General features: G+C 58.9%; 17 protein-coding genes. 11 read left to right on the plus strand and 6 right to left on the minus strand.

Translation table 11 applies throughout. The features are described from left to right. Positions 1-921, minus strand: coding sequence for a cation diffusion facilitator family transporter (locus tag ACW8F6_RS08920; protein ID WP_491575509.1), 921 nt, complete (start codon positions 919-921; stop codon positions 1-3). 197 nt (positions 922-1,118) lie between these two features. Between ACW8F6_RS08920 and gss the strand changes: the two genes are divergently transcribed. The 4 genes from gss to ACW8F6_RS08940 all read left to right on the plus strand — a co-directional run bounded on the left by gss (position 1,119) and on the right by ACW8F6_RS08940 (position 4,676). Continuing rightward, complete coding sequence (gene gss, locus ACW8F6_RS08925) at positions 1,119-3,014, plus strand: bifunctional glutathionylspermidine amidase/synthase (RefSeq protein ID WP_491575510.1); 1,896 nt, start codon at positions 1,119-1,121, stop codon at positions 3,012-3,014. Positions 3,015-3,203: 189 nt separating this feature from the next. Next, positions 3,204-3,605 (plus strand): hypothetical protein, encoded by a 402-nt coding sequence (locus ACW8F6_RS08930; protein ID WP_491575511.1) that lies wholly within the window; start codon positions 3,204-3,206, stop codon positions 3,603-3,605. Positions 3,606-3,809: 204 nt separating this feature from the next. After that, positions 3,810-4,013 (plus strand): hypothetical protein, encoded by a 204-nt coding sequence (locus ACW8F6_RS08935; RefSeq protein ID WP_491575512.1) that lies wholly within the window; start codon positions 3,810-3,812, stop codon positions 4,011-4,013. Between the two features lie 252 nt (positions 4,014-4,265). Next, positions 4,266-4,676 carry a hypothetical protein gene (locus ACW8F6_RS08940; RefSeq protein WP_491575513.1) on the plus strand — a complete coding sequence of 137 codons (411 nt, stop codon included), beginning with the start codon at positions 4,266-4,268 and terminating at the stop codon, positions 4,674-4,676. A gap of 71 nt (positions 4,677-4,747) precedes the next feature. Here ACW8F6_RS08940 and ppc read toward each other — a convergent pair whose 3' ends face one another. Beyond that, positions 4,748-7,363, minus strand: a complete 2,616-nt coding sequence (ppc, locus tag ACW8F6_RS08945; protein ID WP_491575514.1) for a phosphoenolpyruvate carboxylase — start codon at positions 7,361-7,363, stop codon at positions 4,748-4,750. 73 nt (positions 7,364-7,436) lie between these two features. Here ppc and mnmH point away from each other — a divergent pair, with 73 nt between their 5' ends. The 7 genes from mnmH to ACW8F6_RS08980 all read left to right on the plus strand — a co-directional run bounded on the left by mnmH (position 7,437) and on the right by ACW8F6_RS08980 (position 14,999). Then, positions 7,437-8,705 (plus strand): tRNA 2-selenouridine(34) synthase MnmH, encoded by a 1,269-nt coding sequence (gene mnmH / locus ACW8F6_RS08950; RefSeq protein ID WP_491575515.1) that lies wholly within the window; start codon positions 7,437-7,439, stop codon positions 8,703-8,705. A 43-nt stretch (positions 8,706-8,748) separates the two neighbouring features. Then, complete coding sequence (locus tag ACW8F6_RS08955; RefSeq protein WP_491575516.1) at positions 8,749-9,618, plus strand: putative selenate ABC transporter substrate-binding protein; 870 nt, start codon at positions 8,749-8,751, stop codon at positions 9,616-9,618. Positions 9,619-9,624: 6 nt separating this feature from the next. Then, positions 9,625-10,284 (plus strand): ATP-binding cassette domain-containing protein, encoded by a 660-nt coding sequence (locus ACW8F6_RS08960; RefSeq protein ID WP_491575517.1) that lies wholly within the window; start codon positions 9,625-9,627, stop codon positions 10,282-10,284. Next, positions 10,269-11,753 (plus strand): PhnE/PtxC family ABC transporter permease, encoded by a 1,485-nt coding sequence (locus ACW8F6_RS08965; protein WP_491575518.1) that lies wholly within the window; start codon positions 10,269-10,271, stop codon positions 11,751-11,753. The genes ACW8F6_RS08960 and ACW8F6_RS08965 overlap by 16 nt, the downstream gene beginning before the upstream one ends. Positions 11,754-11,931: 178 nt before the next feature. Beyond that, positions 11,932-12,210, plus strand: a complete 279-nt coding sequence (locus tag ACW8F6_RS08970; protein ID WP_491575519.1) for a hypothetical protein — start codon at positions 11,932-11,934, stop codon at positions 12,208-12,210. Between the two features lie 42 nt (positions 12,211-12,252). Continuing rightward, positions 12,253-14,478 carry a selenide, water dikinase SelD gene (gene selD, locus ACW8F6_RS08975; RefSeq protein WP_491575520.1) on the plus strand — a complete coding sequence of 742 codons (2,226 nt, stop codon included), beginning with the start codon at positions 12,253-12,255 and terminating at the stop codon, positions 14,476-14,478. Positions 14,479-14,525: 47 nt separating this feature from the next. Further along, complete coding sequence (locus ACW8F6_RS08980) at positions 14,526-14,999, plus strand: TlpA family protein disulfide reductase (RefSeq protein WP_491575521.1); 474 nt, start codon at positions 14,526-14,528, stop codon at positions 14,997-14,999. Positions 15,000-15,161: 162 nt separating this feature from the next. Here ACW8F6_RS08980 and ACW8F6_RS08985 read toward each other — a convergent pair whose 3' ends face one another. The 4 genes from ACW8F6_RS08985 to ACW8F6_RS09000 form a co-directional block, all read right to left on the minus strand. Next, positions 15,162-15,524, minus strand: a complete 363-nt coding sequence (locus ACW8F6_RS08985; protein WP_491575522.1) for a DUF2750 domain-containing protein — start codon at positions 15,522-15,524, stop codon at positions 15,162-15,164. A gap of 73 nt (positions 15,525-15,597) precedes the next feature. Beyond that, positions 15,598-16,305, minus strand: coding sequence for a M48 family metallopeptidase (locus ACW8F6_RS08990; RefSeq protein ID WP_491575523.1), 708 nt, complete (start codon positions 16,303-16,305; stop codon positions 15,598-15,600). Then, positions 16,302-16,739 carry a hotdog fold thioesterase gene (locus ACW8F6_RS08995; RefSeq protein WP_491575524.1) on the minus strand — a complete coding sequence of 146 codons (438 nt, stop codon included), beginning with the start codon at positions 16,737-16,739 and terminating at the stop codon, positions 16,302-16,304. The genes ACW8F6_RS08990 and ACW8F6_RS08995 overlap by 4 nt, the downstream gene beginning before the upstream one ends. After that, positions 16,739-17,073, minus strand: a 335-nt coding sequence (locus tag ACW8F6_RS09000) for an MBL fold metallo-hydrolase (RefSeq protein ID WP_491575525.1), incomplete at its 5' end; no start/stop codon positions are given. The genes ACW8F6_RS08995 and ACW8F6_RS09000, both read right to left, overlap by 1 nt.

Raw genomic sequence — 17,073 nt, forward strand, 5'->3', positions numbered from 1 at the left:
TTAATAAATCAGAGACTTGTCGCGTACAAATAACACGTCCATGACTATCTCCGGGTTCCAGGCTTTCATAAGACGGCTGCTTTCGCGGCGAATGGCGTCCATGGCCTCGATCGATTCAGGTTTAAAATCGGGCTTAACCAATACATGCACCAGCACGTAGGTGTTGCGCCCGCGCTTGTTTACGCGATACTCCACCAGCTCGTGCGGCACTTCGGCAAAGGTGGGTATCAACCGCTCGCCAATTTCATCCACTACCGCCTCGGGCGGCGCCATGACAATAATTTCCCGCAAGCTGTCGAGAAATACCTTGCCCGGAATGGGCAGCGCCAAGCAAATAATGGCAATCAATAGCAGCGGGTCCACATAAGTGGCATAGGCCGCATAGGCGGTGTGGGTCAGGCCCCAGGCAAAAAGAAAACCCAATAACACCGAGGCACTTAACAAACTGTCTACAAACCACGCCTTAGACTCTACGTTGACCAAGTCTGAGCGGCAATCGCGACCGTACTTGCGCAGCAACAGCGCCACCACAAAACACCCGCTGGTGGCTAGCACGCCGTATACCACCGCCCAACCGTAGGCGGCTTCGGTACCGCCGGCCAGTAAACGCTGGATAGCTTCCACCGCCGCATACACGCATACCACAATGGTGATTAGGGATTTAAACAAATTCAGGGTGGGCTCAAGGGTGGTGTAGCCAAAGTGAAACTGTTCGTCGTCGGGCCGCTCGGCCAGCTTGGCCACGCGCATGGTGAGCAACGCCGTGGCGAAGGAGATCAGCGAGTAAATGCCGTCAAATAGAATCGCATCAGATTTGGTATAGATGGCAAAGCCGAGCGCCAGCACCACAAAAAACACCACGCCCGCCAGCGAAATACGCAGCGCTTTTTGCTCTTTGCGCATCCGTTTTTCTTTTTGCATGATCGCTCCCCTTAAGCAACGTTCCAACTTTAATTTAGAGCAGGCATGTTCCAACCTAGCACTGGTGGCAGCCACCACCAGTCTAGCCGACCCATCCGTCGCAGGCACTGCCCCAATCGTATTAGCCGCTTGCGCGCCACTGCCAGCCGTTGCATGCTAGCCGCGTCGCACCACTGGCCCTTTCCCCGGAGCGCTTTATGGCACACACATTGGCCTTTCCCCCCGAGCCCTTTGGCACACTACTGGGTTACGCACCGGGCCAGGTCCCCATTTACTCGTCGCACTACCCTAGCGCCAACAAGGCCGACTACCCAGACCGCAGCGCCTACAAGAGCGAGCTTGACGGCATCTACATGGGTTACAAGTGGCAATGCGTCGAGTTTGCCCGCCGCTGGCTGTACTGCAATTACGGCTATGTGTTCGACGAGGTTCCCATGGCCTACGACATTTTCGAGTTGCACCACGTCACCCGCCTTGCCGATCAAACGCTGCTGCCGTTGTACGCTTTTGCCAACGGCTGTGCACGCCCACCCGAACCCGGTTGCATGCTCATTTGGTCGCCCGGCGGTGAATTCGATGTCACCGGCCACGTGGCCATTGTCACCGACGTATTTAGCGATCGCATCCGCATTGCCGAGCAAAATGTAGAGCACGCCAAACTGCCGCCCGGCCAACACTGGAACCGGGAACTGCCCCTGCAACGCACGGCCGAGGGCGGCTCTCGGGTAGACGCCACCTACCCCAACACCCAGGTGCTGGGTTGGCTGCTGCAAACGGAAGACCGCCGCCACGCGCAGCCGCGACGCATTCGCGAACCGGCGCTGCTGGCGCTTAACAGCCGGCTTGCCCAGCAGAGCGACAAGCACCAAACCGCCTGGCTGGATACCCAAGACAAAACGCAGGCTGCATTTATCGCAGCCATGGGCGGTCACCGATTGTGCGAAGGCGAATCGCCTGCCGAACAGTACCGTTACTTTCGCCTGTCAGATACCGCCGAACAATTGTTAACGCGCGCCACCGACGAGCTGCATTTGATGTTTCTGCACGCCACTCAGGCGGTGCTCAACGACGATGCGCTGCTGGCACATTTCAATATTCCCCAGTGCCTGTGGCCGCGCCTGAAAAACTCCTGGGCCCAGCGGCGCGGGCAAATGATCACCGGACGCTTCGATTTTTGCCTGTCGGCCAAAGGCTTAAAAGTCTACGAATACAATGCCGATTCCGCCTCTTGTCACACCGAAGCCGGCCTGATTCAAGGCTTGTGGGCCCATCACTTTGGCGTGCACGAAGGGCGCGATGCCGGCGCCCAGTTACAGGCGCGCCTAACCCAGGCATGGGCCCACAGCGGCGTACCGGGCCAACTGCACATACTGCAAGACACCGACGCCGAAGAAACTTACCACGCGCGTTTTATTCAGCGCACGGCCGAAGCCGCCGGGCTTCAATGCAAAGTCATTAAAGGCTTTAGCAGTCTGCGCTGGGCGCCCGATGGCGGCATCCTGGATGCCAATGACCAACGCATCACCCACGTGTGGAAAACCTGGGCCTGGGAAACGGCGCTCGATCAAATTCGCGCCGAGTGCGAAGCGGACGACAGAGCACCGCCACTGCGCACCGGCGACGGCGATCAGCCGCCGCGCCTGGTGGACGTCTTGCTGCGCCCAGAGGTGCAAGTATTCGAACCCTTCTGGACCTTAATACCCAGCAATAAAGCAATCCTGCCCATTCTGTGGCAAATATTTCCCGAGCACCCTTTTCTGCTCAACTCTCAGTTCTCGCTTACCGATGAACTTACACATCAGGGTTACGTGACTAAGCCCATCGCCGGTCGCTGTGGCGATAACATCAGCCTATTCGACAAAGACGACACACTGCTAAAAGAAACCGAAGGCCGCTTTAACCACCAGGAGCAAATCTACCAAGAACTTTGGAAACTGCCCAACATCGACGGCTACCGCACCCAGGTTTGTACCTTTTCCGTGGCCGGTAGATACGGCGGCGCCTGCGTGCGGGTGGATAAATCGCTGATTATTACGACAGCCAGCGATCTACTGCCGCTACGGGTAGTGCCGGATGAGGAATTAGACGACTAAGCGGCCAATGCTGACGGGCTAAAGGTGTCTGGTTTGCCAGTACGAGATATACGTCCGAGGCGCAGCCTATTGCACCTAACTATCACAAAACGATTAGCTTCTTGGATTCACAGCGTATTTATCTGTTAGTGCGCGACTTTTGTGCTTGGACAAATGCCGAATAGACTTAAAATAGCACACAACCAAACTATGGAATCATACTTAGTCAATGAATTAATACTGCCCGACTATCAATCTAAGACGATGAAAAAATTACTACTAACAGTTTCAACATTTATTATTCTAGCTATAGGCGCACTACTTTATATAGCCACCCCATATGTGGCAACACCAAAGTTTATTGTAAAAAATATGGCCAGCACGCCCGTTATAGTTACGGCGCACTGGAGGACGCATACCAAGGACCTTGGCGAACTCGCACCTGACACTAGCATTGAATTCGAAGTTAACGATGAAGCCGCTATGCTATTTAATGCCATACACCCAAACGGTCGGATTTCTGACAGTTCTCCTGGGGTTTACTTTACGTCGGGAACTCTGGTCTATGCGGTTATCACCGACACCGAAATTGAAGTGGCTACACAGCCATAAACAAAATTCAATGTATAAGGAAGCAGTGAGTAGCAGAAGAATAGCCAGTTTTTTCGTTCAAACAACAGGCCAATTCAGCAGAGCCGGTCAACAAAATGACGGACAAAAATTATTGCACCTCTCATCAGCAAGGTGTAATAATCGCCAGGTTTTCCTCGAAGCAAATCAATTAAATTCAATCACTTATAATGGAGCTTTATTGATATGGAATTCTTAAGAGACGGCACAGTTCATGCAGGCTTATTTATCCACGGCTTACTTTGTTTGGGTATTGCAATTGTTTGCTCTCTACTTGCCAAAGACAAAAATAGAAACCTATGGATTGCCGCTGTCACAGGGCTCATTCCTGGCATCAATTATCTTGTTTTAGCCTATTACATAGGCATTTCCAAAATAGAGACCAAGTAACGAACTTTAGGCGTGCCAATATTTTGCGCACGCCTTACCTATCAATCCGAGCTTATCAGTGCACCAAATCCCATCCTGTTTTACTCAGTAAATAGTAATCGCCACCAGGAACTCTAGCGGATTCTCCATGAGATAATTCAGCCGGGCAGTATATATTGATATACTGCCCGGCGAAAATTAGCATGCACCGCTATTCCAAAACCACATTCGAATCAGAGACTCTTTACCCCGTTAAAACAAGGATATCCGCCCGTGCAAAATGTATTGATACTTCTACTATTTGTGACTTGCGCGCCAACCTTAGTCGCACAGCCGTTGTCCGGTGTTTGGGAACTGGCTGCGGGCGAGTATGTCAATGAGCGAGGGATCCTGGTGAATTACCAAACGCTGAATTTGAAATCCACAAAGATTCTGACAGACACCCATTTTAGCTTCACGTCTATGAAAGGCGATGCATTTTGGGCGGCCGGGACGGGCACCTACGCACTCGTTGACGGCCGTTACACCGAGACGTTACAACTCAACTCTTTTGGTCAAAAAGCCGGTAGTACTTTCGAATTTGATACCACCATGGAAACTTCTGACGAAACAATCTTGTGGTACAACGCGCGCTGGCAGAACGGCAAGCGCGTTGAATTTGAGGTGTGGCGAAAGGTACAGTAAATTCGCTTACCACAGGTTTGCCATAAAAAAAGCCGCGCATTAGCGCGGCTTGTGCGTTAAGGCGAAACTCACTAGCCGGTATTGCGCATACCCGCCGCGATGCCGGTCATGGCTACCATCAACGCGCGGTTGCAATCGCTCACTTGGTTGTCGTCGCGATTGGCGCGCACCCGTGCCAGCAATTCAATTTGCAGCAGGTGTAAGGGCACCAAGTAACTTTGACGCACATCCAGCGACTGCTGGCCCCAGGCATCGCGCTCTAGCAAGCGCTCCTGACCCAAAAAGCCGAGCAGCGTTTGGATGTCGCTTTTCAACTGATCGCGCAGTGCGCTGCCCATGGGTCGCAGCGAAGACTCCACCAAACGTTCGTCATAGAGCGCAGAAATGTCGGTGTTGGATTTGCTGTACACCATTTCCATCATCGCCAGGCGCGAGCGGAAAAACGGCCATTCGCTTTGCATGGCTTTTAACAGCGACGCCTTGTCGTCGTCAATCGCCTCGGCCAAGGCCGTGCCGAAACCTAACCAGCTGGGCAGCACTAAGCGATTTTGCGTCCAGGCAAAAATCCACGGAATTGCGCGCAGCGATTCGATACCCCCGCTGGATTTGCGCTTGGCCGGCCGACTGCCCAACGGCAGCTGCGCCAGCTCTTGCTCGGGCGTGGCCTGGCGGAAATAGCGCACAAAGTCCGGCTGCTCGCGCACATAGTGGCGATAGGTTGTACAGGCTTTGGCCGCCATGGAGTCCAGCAGCGCTCGCCACTCGGGCTTGGGCTCTGGCGGAGGCACCAGCAGCGCTTCCAAAATGGCTGACGCATAGAGCGACAGGCTACGCACGGCCAGCTTGGGCATACCGAATTTGTAGCGAATGGTTTCGCCCTGCTCGGTAACACGCAAACCGCCGGCCACGGAACCTGGCGGCTGCGACAAAATAGCACCGTGTGCAGGACCACCGCCCCGGCCAATAGTGCCGCCACGACCGTGGAATAAGGTCAACCGCAGCCCCTCTTGCTGGTGCAGTTTAATCAGCGCGTCCTGGGCCCGGTACTGCGCCCACGAGGCCGCCAACACACCGGCATCTTTTGCGGAATCTGAGTAGCCGATCATCACGTACTGCTGACCGTTGCGACGGTCTTTATAACCCGGCATGGCCAGCAAATCGCGCATAACCTGTTCGGCGTTATCCAGATCGTCCAGGGTTTCAAACAGCGGCGCCACCGGCAGGGGGTTTTGCACGCCACAGGCTTTTTGCAACAGCTCCACCAACAACACGTCGGAGGGCTGACTGGCCATGGAGATAATGTAAATTCCCAACATTTCAGCAGGGGTTTCGGCAATCACGGCCACCGTGTCCAGCACTTCGGCCACGTCGGCCGAGGGCGTCCAGTTGGTGGGAATCAGCGGCCGGCGATTATCCAACTCGGTGCGTAAAAATTGTTGGCGCTCGGTTTCGCTCCACTGCAGGTAGTCGCCTAAACCCAGCTCGCGGGTAAGTTCGCCCAGCACTTCGTCGTGGCGCTCTGAGTGCTGGCGAATATCCAGGCGGATCAAGCCGATACCAAAACACTGAATACGACGAATCACATCCAGCAGGTAGCCGCGTGCAATGCTGGTGAGACCGCAGGCCATTAAACTTCGGTAACACAGGTGCAGCGGCGCCAGTAATTCCTCGGCGCGGGTGAGCAGCGGCGCACGGTTGTCGGGCATGCTGCCGGTTTTATTGAGCGCATCCATTTGCTCAAAGGTGCTGGCCAACAATTTGCGTAGCGGCCGAATAATTTCGCGGTAGGGCTGCTCCGATTGTTTCAAGTGATCGGGCAGTGCATCGATCAACTCGGGGCTGGCCTCCATCATGGAAAGCTCCATGGACAGCTGCTCCAGGTCGCGACCGTACAGCTCTGCACCCTTGGCGCGCGACATGGCGATCACCTGGCGCGTCAGCTTGGCGGTAACAAAAGGGTTGCCGTCGCGGTCGCCGCCCATCCAGGAGCTGATGTGCACGGGCGCCGCCTCCAGGGGCAGGGGCGCGCCGGTAAATTGCTCGGACTGCGCGTCCAGGTCGCGCAAAAATTTGGGCAGTGCGCTCCACAAGGAGTCTTCAATAACCGCTAATCCCCAAGACGCCTCGTCCACCGGCGTGGGTCGAACACGGCGAATAGAGTTGGTGTGCCAATCCTGCGCCATCAGCTCTTGAATGCGGCGCGTATCGGCCTCTTCGCCGCGGCGCAACTGCGCTTCGATTTTGCGGTATTTGTGAATCAGGGTGCGGCGGGTCACTTCCGTGGGGTGTGCGGTGAGCACCAGGTCAATTTTTAAGGCCGCCACGGCAGCGGCGAAATCGGCTTTTGCCCAGCGCTTGCCCTCAAACTGCTCGCGCAAACTGGCGAAGGGGTCGGGCCTGTCGATAATCGCGCGCGCCTCGTCAGACACGGTATAAATTTGCTCGGCAATGTTGGCCATGTTCAAGAACTGGCTGAAGGCGCGGGCAATGGTCAACAGGGTTTCGTCATCGGCATCACCCACCTTTGCCATCAAGGCTTTCAGCGCCGCTTGATCGCCGGCGTCTATCGCCTTGCCCTGCAGGCGAATGGCCTCGATCAATGCCAGACAATCCTGGCCTTTGTCTTCGGCGATGGTTTGCCCTAAAAGGCTACCCAGCGCCTTCACTTGATTGCGCAATGCGCTCATCGTTTACTCCTGCGAATCTTGCGATTCTATCCTGTGAACTGTAGCGCTCTCTGACGGAGCTTTGGGGATGGGAATGGATGCACCTTCCATTCTGCGCACGGGGCGCGGCGGCCATTGTACCAGCGCGCGCGCCAGATCGCATGGCCAGCCGCACAAGCCCGGCTGGTACCGGGCGTCTGGGTTGAGTAAACTTGCGCCCTCACACAAGAGCCTGCCTATGACCCGCGCCAACTGCCAAGACTACCGCCGCCTGTTTCTAGAGGATGTGCCACTGATGGACGTGCGCGCGCCGGTGGAATTCAGCAAGGGCGCTTTTCCGCAGTCGGTGAATATTCCGTTGCTGGACGACGAGCAGCGCGCCAGCGTGGGCACCCGCTACAAAGAGCAGGGCCAAGACGCCGCCATCGACCTGGGCTGGCAGCTGGCCACTCCCGAGATCAAGGCCGCGCGCACCCAGGCCTGGCTGGCGCACGTGCAGCAGCATCCCAACGGTTACCTTTATTGTTTTCGGGGCGGGTTGCGCTCGCGACTGTCGCAGCAGTTGTTGCGCGAGGCCGGCGTGGATTACCCGCTGGTGGAGGGCGGCTACAAGGCGCTGCGCCGGTTTTTAATCGACGCACTGGAGGCCAACAGCCTGCGGGCGCCCTTAGTGTTAGTGAGCGGTCGCACCGGCAGCGGCAAAACCCTGCTGCTCAAGCAAATTCATCGGCACATCGATCTAGAAGGCCTGGCCCGCCATCGCGGCAGCGCCTTTGGCCGTCAAGTCGAGCCACAGCCCACTCAAATAGACTTTGAAAACGCGCTTAGCATCGCGCTGCTAAAAGCTCTGGATTGCTCGCCCGAGCAGCCGCTGTTTGTGGAGGACGAGGGCAAGCTGATTGGCCGGGTGTCGATGCCGCTGACCTTTAAGGCGCGCATGGAGCAGGCGCCCTTGGCCGTGCTGGAAACCCCGCTGGAAACCCGAATTGAGATCGCCCTGGCCGATTATGTCACCGATGCCTGGCCGCTGTATCTGGCGCACCATAAAGGCAATCACGCCGCCGCAGAAACAGCCTTCAGAGCGCAGATACTGGATAACCTGGCCCGTATTCGCAAGCGCCTGGGGCCGGAAAAATACGAGCGGCTGGCAGGCCAGTTTGGCGCGGCACTGAATCAGTTTTTTAGCAATGGCGACGCCAGCCAGTTTCGGCCCGGCATCGAAATGCTGCTCACCGAATATTACGACCCCATGTACGACTACCAGAAAGGGCTGCGCAAGGGTCGCGAAATTTTTCGGGGCGATGCGCGCGCCTATACCGAGTGGGCCAACGAATTTATCACTGCGGGAGATTTCGCCCGCTAACCAAATCCACCTTACCCTCAACCCCAAGCAAGGAGAAAGTCCCGTGCGGTTATTGACTGCTGTAGCAGCGCTGCTCGTTTCTCTTGGCGTTTTTGCTGCCGAGAAGCCACAGCCACAATTTACGTTTACTGCCATTCCCGACCAAAACGAGGCGCAACTGCGCGAGCGCTTTGGCAAAATGGCCGATTATTTAAGCACCCAACTCGGTCTGCCGGTGGCCTACATTCCGGTGAAAAGCTACCCCGCGGCCATCACCGCTTTTCGCAATAACCAGGTGCAATTGGCCTGGTTCGGCGGCCTGTCAGGCGTGCAGGCGCGCGCGCTGGTGCCCGGCTCTGTCGCATTGGCGCAAGGCCATGAAGATCAGTTTTTTAAAAGCTATTTTATTGCCCACAAAAGTGCGGGCCTGAAACCCGGCGCGCAGCTGTCCGATGCCCTGCGCGGTAAAACTTTTACCTTCGGCGCCAAGGGTTCGACCTCTGGCCGGCTGATGCCCGAATTCTATCTGCGCGAAGCGTTTAACACCGCGCCCGAAGCGCTGTTTAAGCGCGTGGGATTCAGCGGCGATCACTCGCGCACCTTGGCGCTGGTGCAATCCGGCGCCTATCAAGTGGGCGCGCTTAACTACGCCGTTTGGGATCAAGCCGTGGCCAAAGGCGAAGTCGACCTCGATCAAGTACAGGTTATCTGGACCACCCCCAGCTACCCCGACTACCAGTGGAGCGCGCGCGGCGATTTAGACGCGCAATTTGGCGCAGGCTTTACCCACAAGCTGCGCCAGGCGCTGCTCACCCTAGACGACGCCGAGTTACTGGCCAGCTTTCCGCGCCAGCGCTTTGTGCCCGCCGACAACGCCGTCTATGCACCCATCGAGGCCACCGCCAAAGCCATTGGCCTGATGCAGGACTGGTAACGCCAAGTGCTCACCCTTAAAGCGGACGCCCTGGGCTATGGGCGTCTGCCGCAACAGGCCCCGGTGCTGGTGGATCTGCACCTGCACATTCGCGCCGGCGAGCGGGTGGCCGTGCTGGGCAAAAGCGGGAGCGGCAAGTCCACACTGCTGGCGCAGCTGCGCAGCCTGGCGCCCGATCAGGCGGCCTGGTGCCCCCAACAGCCCGCGTTAGTGCCGCAACTCAGCGCCTTTCACAACATTTACAGTGGCGGCCTGCAGCGACAGTGGGCACTCACCAACCTGCGCAATCTGATCTACCCAAGCCAGCGCTGCCGACAGGAAATTGCGGCCATTGCCAGCCACTTGGGGCTAACCGAGTGCCAGTGGCGCAAGGCCGGCGAACTCTCCGGCGGTCAGCAGCAGCGGGTGGGCATTGGCCGCGCCGTCTACCAACAGCGACCACTATTGTTGGCCGATGAGCCGGTGTCGGCCCTGGACGCCAACCAGGGCAATGCGCTGCTCAGTTGGCTATTGGCGCGCCACCCTACCGCCGTACTGGCCCTGCACCAGGTCGATTTGGCGCTGGCTCACTGCCAGCGCATTATCGGCCTGGCCGACGGCAGGGTGGCGATTGATGCGCCGGCGCACAGTCTGTCGGCCGATCAATTGGCGTGTCTGTACCAGTAGCCCGCAGCCCTCGCCTGGGTCTGCGGCGTGTCAGCGGGTATTTTGCGGCCCTGGGCCTGATCTGTCTGTGCTTTGCCGATCTAGAGCTGGCCCAAGTAGACCCGGGCCGGGAGCTGCGCGCGCTGCTGTGGGGCTTTGCCCAGCCGCGCATTCCCAACCTGGCGGCCTACGGCGAGGCGCTACTTTATACGCTCGCCTTTGCACTGCAGGCCATTGCTCTGGCTGCCCTGGCCGGCTTTGTGCTCGCCCTGGGCTACCGGCGGCGCTGGGTGCGGCTGCTGGCCGCCGGCCTGCGCTCGGTACACGAAGTGTTTTGGGCGCTGTTGTTTATACAAGTGTTGGGACTCACCAGCCTGGCTGGTTTGCTGGCACTGCTGCTGCCCTACACCGGCACTCTGGCAAAAATTTACGGCGAACAGCTGGAGGAGATAGACCCGCGACCTGCCCAGGCCCTGGCTCAGCCGCACAGCTTTAGCAGCTTTTTCTACGGGCGCCTGCCTCTGGTGTGGGCCGGTCTGTGCCACTACACCCGCTACCGGCTCGAGTGCGCCCTGCGCTCGTCCATTGTGCTGGGTTTTATCGGCCTGCCCACCCTGGGTTTTCTACTGGAAACGGCGCTGCGCCAAGGCCAGTACGACGAGGCGGCAGCGCTGATTTACGGCTTGATCGCTCTGGTGATCAGCCTGCGATTTTGGACCAAGCCCTGGCTGCTGGTCTGCTTGGTACCGCTGCTGTTCTACTGGGTCCCGGTCACCGGCCACTGGCAGCCGGGCCTGTTGTCGCAATTTTTACAGGACCTGGTGCCCGCGCCCTGGCGTTTACCGCTGACCGAGGCCCAGGCCAGCCACTGGTGGTCGCAGTTGTGGTCGGCGCAGCTGCTGCCGGGCGCTGCCAACACGCTGGTGTTGGCGCAAATTGCCGTGGTGGCCACCGGGCTGTTCAGCCTGGCCTGCCTGCCGCTTAACAGCCGGCACTTCGCCCGAGGCGCGCGCCGGCAGTTGGGCGATGGCCTGCTGGTGGTGTTGCGCACGCTGCCCGAGTACCTGCTCAATTTCCTGGGCCTGATTGTGCTGGGGCCCTCCATGCTACCCGCTATTATTGCCATGACCCTGCACAACGGCGCCATTATTGCGCACCTGTTGGGCGCCCACAGCGACGCCCTGCCGGCACCGGCGTTCCAAGCGCGCGGCCTTAACCGCTACGCATTTTTCCTGCTGCCCAATCTGTACCGCCAGTTTGTGGCTTACGTCTTGTACCGCTGGGAAATTATCATGCGCGAAACGGCCATGCTCGGCCTACTGGGAGTACCCTCGCTGGGTTTTTACATCGATTCGGCCTTCGAGGCCCTTAATTTTGATCAGGCGCTACTGCTAATTTTGGCCTCGAGCCTCATGACCATGGGCGCCGACGCCCTGGCACACCATTTACGCCACCGCCTGCAACTGCATACCACACCGGAAACTCAGTGACCGTTTTCAGTCATAAGTACCAACCGTTTGTGATGAAGTTCACACTCTTCACTTAGGCGAGTGTGATCTAATCGACCCACGCGGTGATCCCGCATACCTCCATTTACCCGTCCTCCCTTAACCCATCGGGATGACAAGCCAGTCAATGAAGACGCAATAAAAAGAAGGTGACTCTGCTATGTCTGTTCAGCTGTTGGAAACCGACGCAGGGGAAAAGGAAGTCCGCTTTGCCAGCCGACAGGAGTCGGCCTACCCCCATTTGATGCGCCTGTGTATGGACTTTAATTTTCGCGTGCGCCAATGCGACGCACACCTATACCAGCTCATGCCGGACCAGCACCACAGCCCCATTACACCTGCCTTTAGCAAGCTGGAATCGCTTGAGGCCCACGTGCGCCAACACATGGTGGACATACTGCACAACTACCTGTGTGGCGAGCAGGACACTACCCACTAGCGGGCGATACTTACAGCACTGGCTGAGGCTATAATCGCCGCCATGAATCAACCCCAACTTCAAGATCTGGTGCTGCTGGGCGGTGGCCACAGCCATGCGCTCGCGATTGCCCGCTGGCGCATGCAGCCTTTGCCCGGCGTGCGTCTAACACTGATTTCGCCCGAGCCACACACCCCCTATTCCGGCATGTTGCCAGGGCTGATCGCCGGTCACTACCGGTTTGACGACGCCCATATCGATCTGGATCGCCTGTGCGCGGCAGCGGGCGTGCGCTTTATTCGCGCCCGCGCCACGGGTTTGGATCTGCAAGCTGGCACCGTTTTGCTAGATGGCCGGCCGGGCCTGGGCTTTGACCGGCTGTCCATCAATATCGGTGCCACGCCGTCGCTGGCGGTGCCGGGCGCAGCCGAGCAGGCCACTGCGGTCAAACCCATCAGCCAATTTTACCCACACTGGCAAAAACTAGAGGCCCAGTTGGCCGACCAACCAAATGCCCGCATCGCCCTGGTGGGCGGCGGTGCGGCGGCAGTAGAGTTGGCCGCCGCCTTTCGGGCTCGGGCACCGCGCGCGGCCATCGCACTCTACTTTGCCGAGGAAGCGCCCCTGTCGGGCTACCCCGCGGGCTTTCGAAGACGGCTGGCCCGCGAGCTGGATGCGCTCAATATCGAACTGAACGGCCGCTGCAGCATCACGCAAGTCACCGCCGGCCAACTGCACACGGACCGCAAACAGTTCCCCTTCGATCAGCTATTTTGGTGCACGCAGGCCAGCGCGCCCGAGTGGCTCAAACACACCGGGCTGGAACTGGATAGCCAGGGCTTTATTGCCGTAAGCGCACAACTGCAGACCAGCGATCCCCGAGTGTTTGCCGCCGGTGATATCGCCAGCCTCACCGGCCAACCCCGCCCCAAGGCCGGGGTCTTTGCCGTGCGCGAGGCGCCCGTGTTACTGCACAACTTGCGCGCCCACTTGCTGGGCCAACCGCTGCGACGGTTTCGCGCCCAAAAAGCCTTTTTGAGCTTGCTGTCGCTGGCCGACGGTCGAGCGCTGGCGAGCCGTGCCGGAGGCTGGATGCCCACCCTGGCCGGACGCTGGGTCTGGCGCTGGAAAGATCGCATCGATCGGCGCTTTATGGAAAAGTTTCACTCGCTGTCCCCCATGCCAGCACAAGCTACCGCAAGCCCGGACCCGGCACTTTGGGGCGCTGAAACCCCGCCCCTCAGCACCCACGCCATGCGCTGCGGCGGCTGCGGCGCCAAGGTGGGAGCGGATGTCCTGTCGCAGGTGGTGCAGGCACTGGACACTGTACAGCGCCCGGATGTGGTGATCGGCCTGAACGACCCAGACGATGCCGCCGCCCTGCAGCTGCCCGTGGACCAGCTGCTGGTGCAGAGCGTAGACCAATTCCGAGCGCTACTGGACGACCCCTTTGTGCAGGGCCAGGTGTCGGCGCTTCATGCGCTGAGCGACCTGTTCGCCATGCATGCCAGCCCGCAGAGCGCGCAGGCGCTAGTCACGCTGCCCTATGCGCGCAACGCTCTGCAGGCCCGGGATCTGCTACAACTGATGAGCGGCGCACTGCAGGTGCTCAACGAATTCAATTGCCAGCTCACCGGCGGGCACACCAGCGAAGGCGCGGAACTTACTATGGGTCTGGTGGTGAATGGGCTGGCCAAAGGCAGTTTGCTCACGAAAGCCGGGCTGGCCGAAGGCGACCGCCTGATATTGACCAAACCGCTGGGCACCGGCTGTCTGTTTGCCGCCCGCAGCCAGGTCGCCACTCGGGGCCGCTGGATCAGCGCGGCCGTGGCCAACATGTTGCAACCTAATGGCGCGGCAGCGACGCTGTTGCAAACCGCCGGCGCGCGCGCCTGCACAGATGTTACAGGCTTTGGGTTAGTGGGCCATTTGGCGGAAATGTTGCGCGCCAGCAAGCTCTCGGCCGAGCTGAACCTCAACCAGATTGCCGCCCTGCCCGGCGCCCTACATTGCCTGGCAAACGGCTGGGTCAGCAGCTTGCAGGTACAAAATTTGCGGCTGCAGAGCGCCATTGCCGAGCCCCAGACCTGGCAAACACACCCCCGCTACGCGCTGCTTTTTGATCCGCAAACCAGCGGCGGTCTGCTGGCGGGAGTACCAGCTCAGGCCACACCCCAGTTGCTGGCGGATCTGCGCGCCGCCGGCTATCGCGCCTGCGACATTGGCCGCGTGACCGCCGCAAAAGCTGCGCTAATTCGCCTGCAGGATGCACAGACCAATGGAACTTAGCGCCGTGGGTACACTCTAAACAGCAACGCCCCGAAGGAGTTGTATCGTTGCGCCCACTGCTCTGTTTAGTTGTCTGCTCATTGAGCCTGCTCGCCAGCGCCGCATTGCAGGCGCAACAGCGCGTGACCAGTCAGGCGCCCAATTGGCTGTTGAGCGATAGCGCGGGCGAGTATGTGTCTTTCTACGAGGACAGCGGTAAGCAGGCGAGTTTATTGTTGTTTTGGACGCCGGCCTGCGGCCGCGCCTGCTTGGCGCAGATGCAAAGGTTGCAGCAAGAAGCGCTGGAGTCCGACGTGAAACCCTACCTGCTGTTAGTGTCGGCGCACGCCCCCGGCTCGGCCCTGCCCGAACTACCGAGCGCCCTGGCACCACTGTTTAACGCGCAGGCCGTGGGCCGCCATTACGGCGTGCGCGGCCAGCCCACCTGGGTGCTGGTCAACGCGGAAAAAACCGTGGTGCAAACGGCGCGCTTTAACGCCGACACGCCCACAATTAGCCAGTTGTTACAATCGACGCGGTAAATTGCACAGCGTCCATAGGCGCGCAATAACCCCCGCCCAATACCCTGGCAACGGGCGAAAACGAGTTATAGCTGTGATAAAACAAAAGGCGGATGGCGGCCGGCGGTACCGCCAAGGTCTGCAATTTGGGGACAACAGCGGGCCCCACTCGGCCCGGCAAACTTAACCCAACTCTTCTTCCAGATCTTCCAGTAAATCCAGCGGCTCTTCTTCGGCGCCTTCCAGATCCTCGTTCCAATTGACACCGACGATGATCACGTCTTCGTGCATGCCGGGCAGCCAATCATCTAAAAATTCTTCCAGATCGATGGCCACCGGTTTGTAAACATCCCATTCGTCCACGCACACAGCTTGCGCCAGCGCCTGGCTGGACCAGAAGGGCATGACATCGGTTTCTTCGTGGCGCAGCGAAGGGCAGACGGCAAAACCGTCGTCGCTTTCCAAAGCCCAGACAATACCTTGCTCGACCACTTCGACCACAAAGCGGTCGTAGTTTTCATCAAAATCTTCGCTGAGTTCGGTCATAGCGCGCTGCCTTTGCTGCTGGGTTTAGGTGCGCGGCTACTATAACTGATGCCGGCGACCTTGGCACAACCATTTACATACACAAACGGTGGCCCTGGTTTTTCAACCAGCGCCGGGCCGCCAAGTAGTCCGGGCAAAGTACCGCCACCTGCGACCAAAATGCCGCGCTGTGGTTGGGGTGGCGCAAATGGCTCACTTCGTGGGCCACAAGATAGTCCACGATTGCCATGGGCGCCTGCACTATCAGCCAGTTGTATTGCAGCTGACCGCGACTCGTGCAATGGCCCCACTTGGACCGGGTGTATTTGACCTTCACCTCCGCCACCGTCAACCCACACTGCGCCGCTAGCGCCTGGCTTTTGCCGGACAACAGGGCCAGCGCCTGTTGCTGATACCAGCGACACAGGGCGTCTTGCGCGCGCGCAGCTTGTGGCCGTCGGCCGCGGCGCGATAGCGTAATCTGCAAGACTTCGCCAGATAGCTGCACATCGGTGCGGTTGCCCAAGGTTATTTCCAGCGGGTAATCCCTGCCCAAATAGGGCATGCACGCACCGGATTCATAGCGGTGCTCGGGTCGGTCGCCAAAACGCGCGCGCGCCTCTGCCAAGCGGCGCTGCAACCACTGATGCTTAGGTGCCAATAGCGTTAATATATCGGCGCGGCTGATTGATGCCGGCGCGTTCACCTGAATGCGATCGGGGTAAAAGCGCAGCCCCAAGGTCCTGCGGCGCGTCGAGTGCTTAATTTGCAGCTGCGAGGCTATGGATTCAGGCAGGCTCACGCGCGCCCGTGCGGCACCACCGCCATGGTTAATCGAGAAATACAGGTCAGACGACCGCGGTCGTCCACCAGCTCAATTTCCCACACCTGCGACGTGCGCCCCAGGTATTTTGCGCGCGCTGTGCCCGTTACCTTTCCTGCGCGCACACCGCGCACGTGGTTGGCATTAATTTCCTGGCCGACGCAAAAATACTGGCTGGTGTCCACCGCCATATTGGCCGCCATCGAGCCCAGGGTTTCCGCCAGCGCCACGTTGACACCGCCGTGGACCAAGCCCATGGGTTGCACCGTGCGCTCGTTGACGGGCAGAGTGCCACGCAAGTAATCGGGGCCCACTTCGGTCACTTCAATACCCAAGAATTCAGCGGCGGTTTTTTTGCCCAGCTCGTTCAGCTGCGCCGGTGTTGCGGGGCTTTTCCAAAGGGTGTCTGTCATCATCCGAACCTGTGATCGGCCACAAAGGGATTGCTTTTTCGCTCGGCGCCAATGGTCGACATAGGGCCGTGGCCCGGCACAAAATGCACATCGTCGCCCAGCGGCCAGAGTTTATCGCGAATGGCGCGAATCAGTGTAGGGTGATCGCCGCGCGGGAAGTCGGTGCGGCCAATGGAGCCGGCAAAAAGCACATCGCCCACCCAGGCCAATTTGCGGCCGGCGTGGAAAAAAACCACATGCCCCGGAGTGTGCCCAGGGCAAAATAAGACATCGAGCGACTCCTTGCCCACCTGCACCTGCTGGCCCTCTTCGAGCCAGCGGTCGGGCTGAAAAT

This window comes from Simiduia sp., from assembly GCF_058345725.1.

Coding starts and splice junctions, on each gene's coding strand:
- ACW8F6_RS08920 (WP_491575509.1), bottom strand. CDS start 921: ATGCAAAAAGAAAAACGGATGCGCAAAGAGCAAAAAGCGCTGCGTATT.
- gss (WP_491575510.1), top strand. CDS start 1,119: ATGGCACACACATTGGCCTTTCCCCCCGAGCCCTTTGGCACACTACTG.
- ACW8F6_RS08930 (WP_491575511.1), top strand. CDS start 3,204: ATGGAATCATACTTAGTCAATGAATTAATACTGCCCGACTATCAATCT.
- ACW8F6_RS08935 (WP_491575512.1), top strand. CDS start 3,810: ATGGAATTCTTAAGAGACGGCACAGTTCATGCAGGCTTATTTATCCAC.
- ppc (WP_491575514.1), bottom strand. CDS start 7,363: ATGAGCGCATTGCGCAATCAAGTGAAGGCGCTGGGTAGCCTTTTAGGG.
- mnmH (WP_491575515.1), top strand. CDS start 7,437: ATGGATGCACCTTCCATTCTGCGCACGGGGCGCGGCGGCCATTGTACC.
- ACW8F6_RS08970 (WP_491575519.1), top strand. CDS start 11,932: ATGTCTGTTCAGCTGTTGGAAACCGACGCAGGGGAAAAGGAAGTCCGC.
- selD (WP_491575520.1), top strand. CDS start 12,253: ATGAATCAACCCCAACTTCAAGATCTGGTGCTGCTGGGCGGTGGCCAC.
- ACW8F6_RS08985 (WP_491575522.1), bottom strand. CDS start 15,524: ATGACCGAACTCAGCGAAGATTTTGATGAAAACTACGACCGCTTTGTG.
- ACW8F6_RS08995 (WP_491575524.1), bottom strand. CDS start 16,739: ATGACAGACACCCTTTGGAAAAGCCCCGCAACACCGGCGCAGCTGAAC.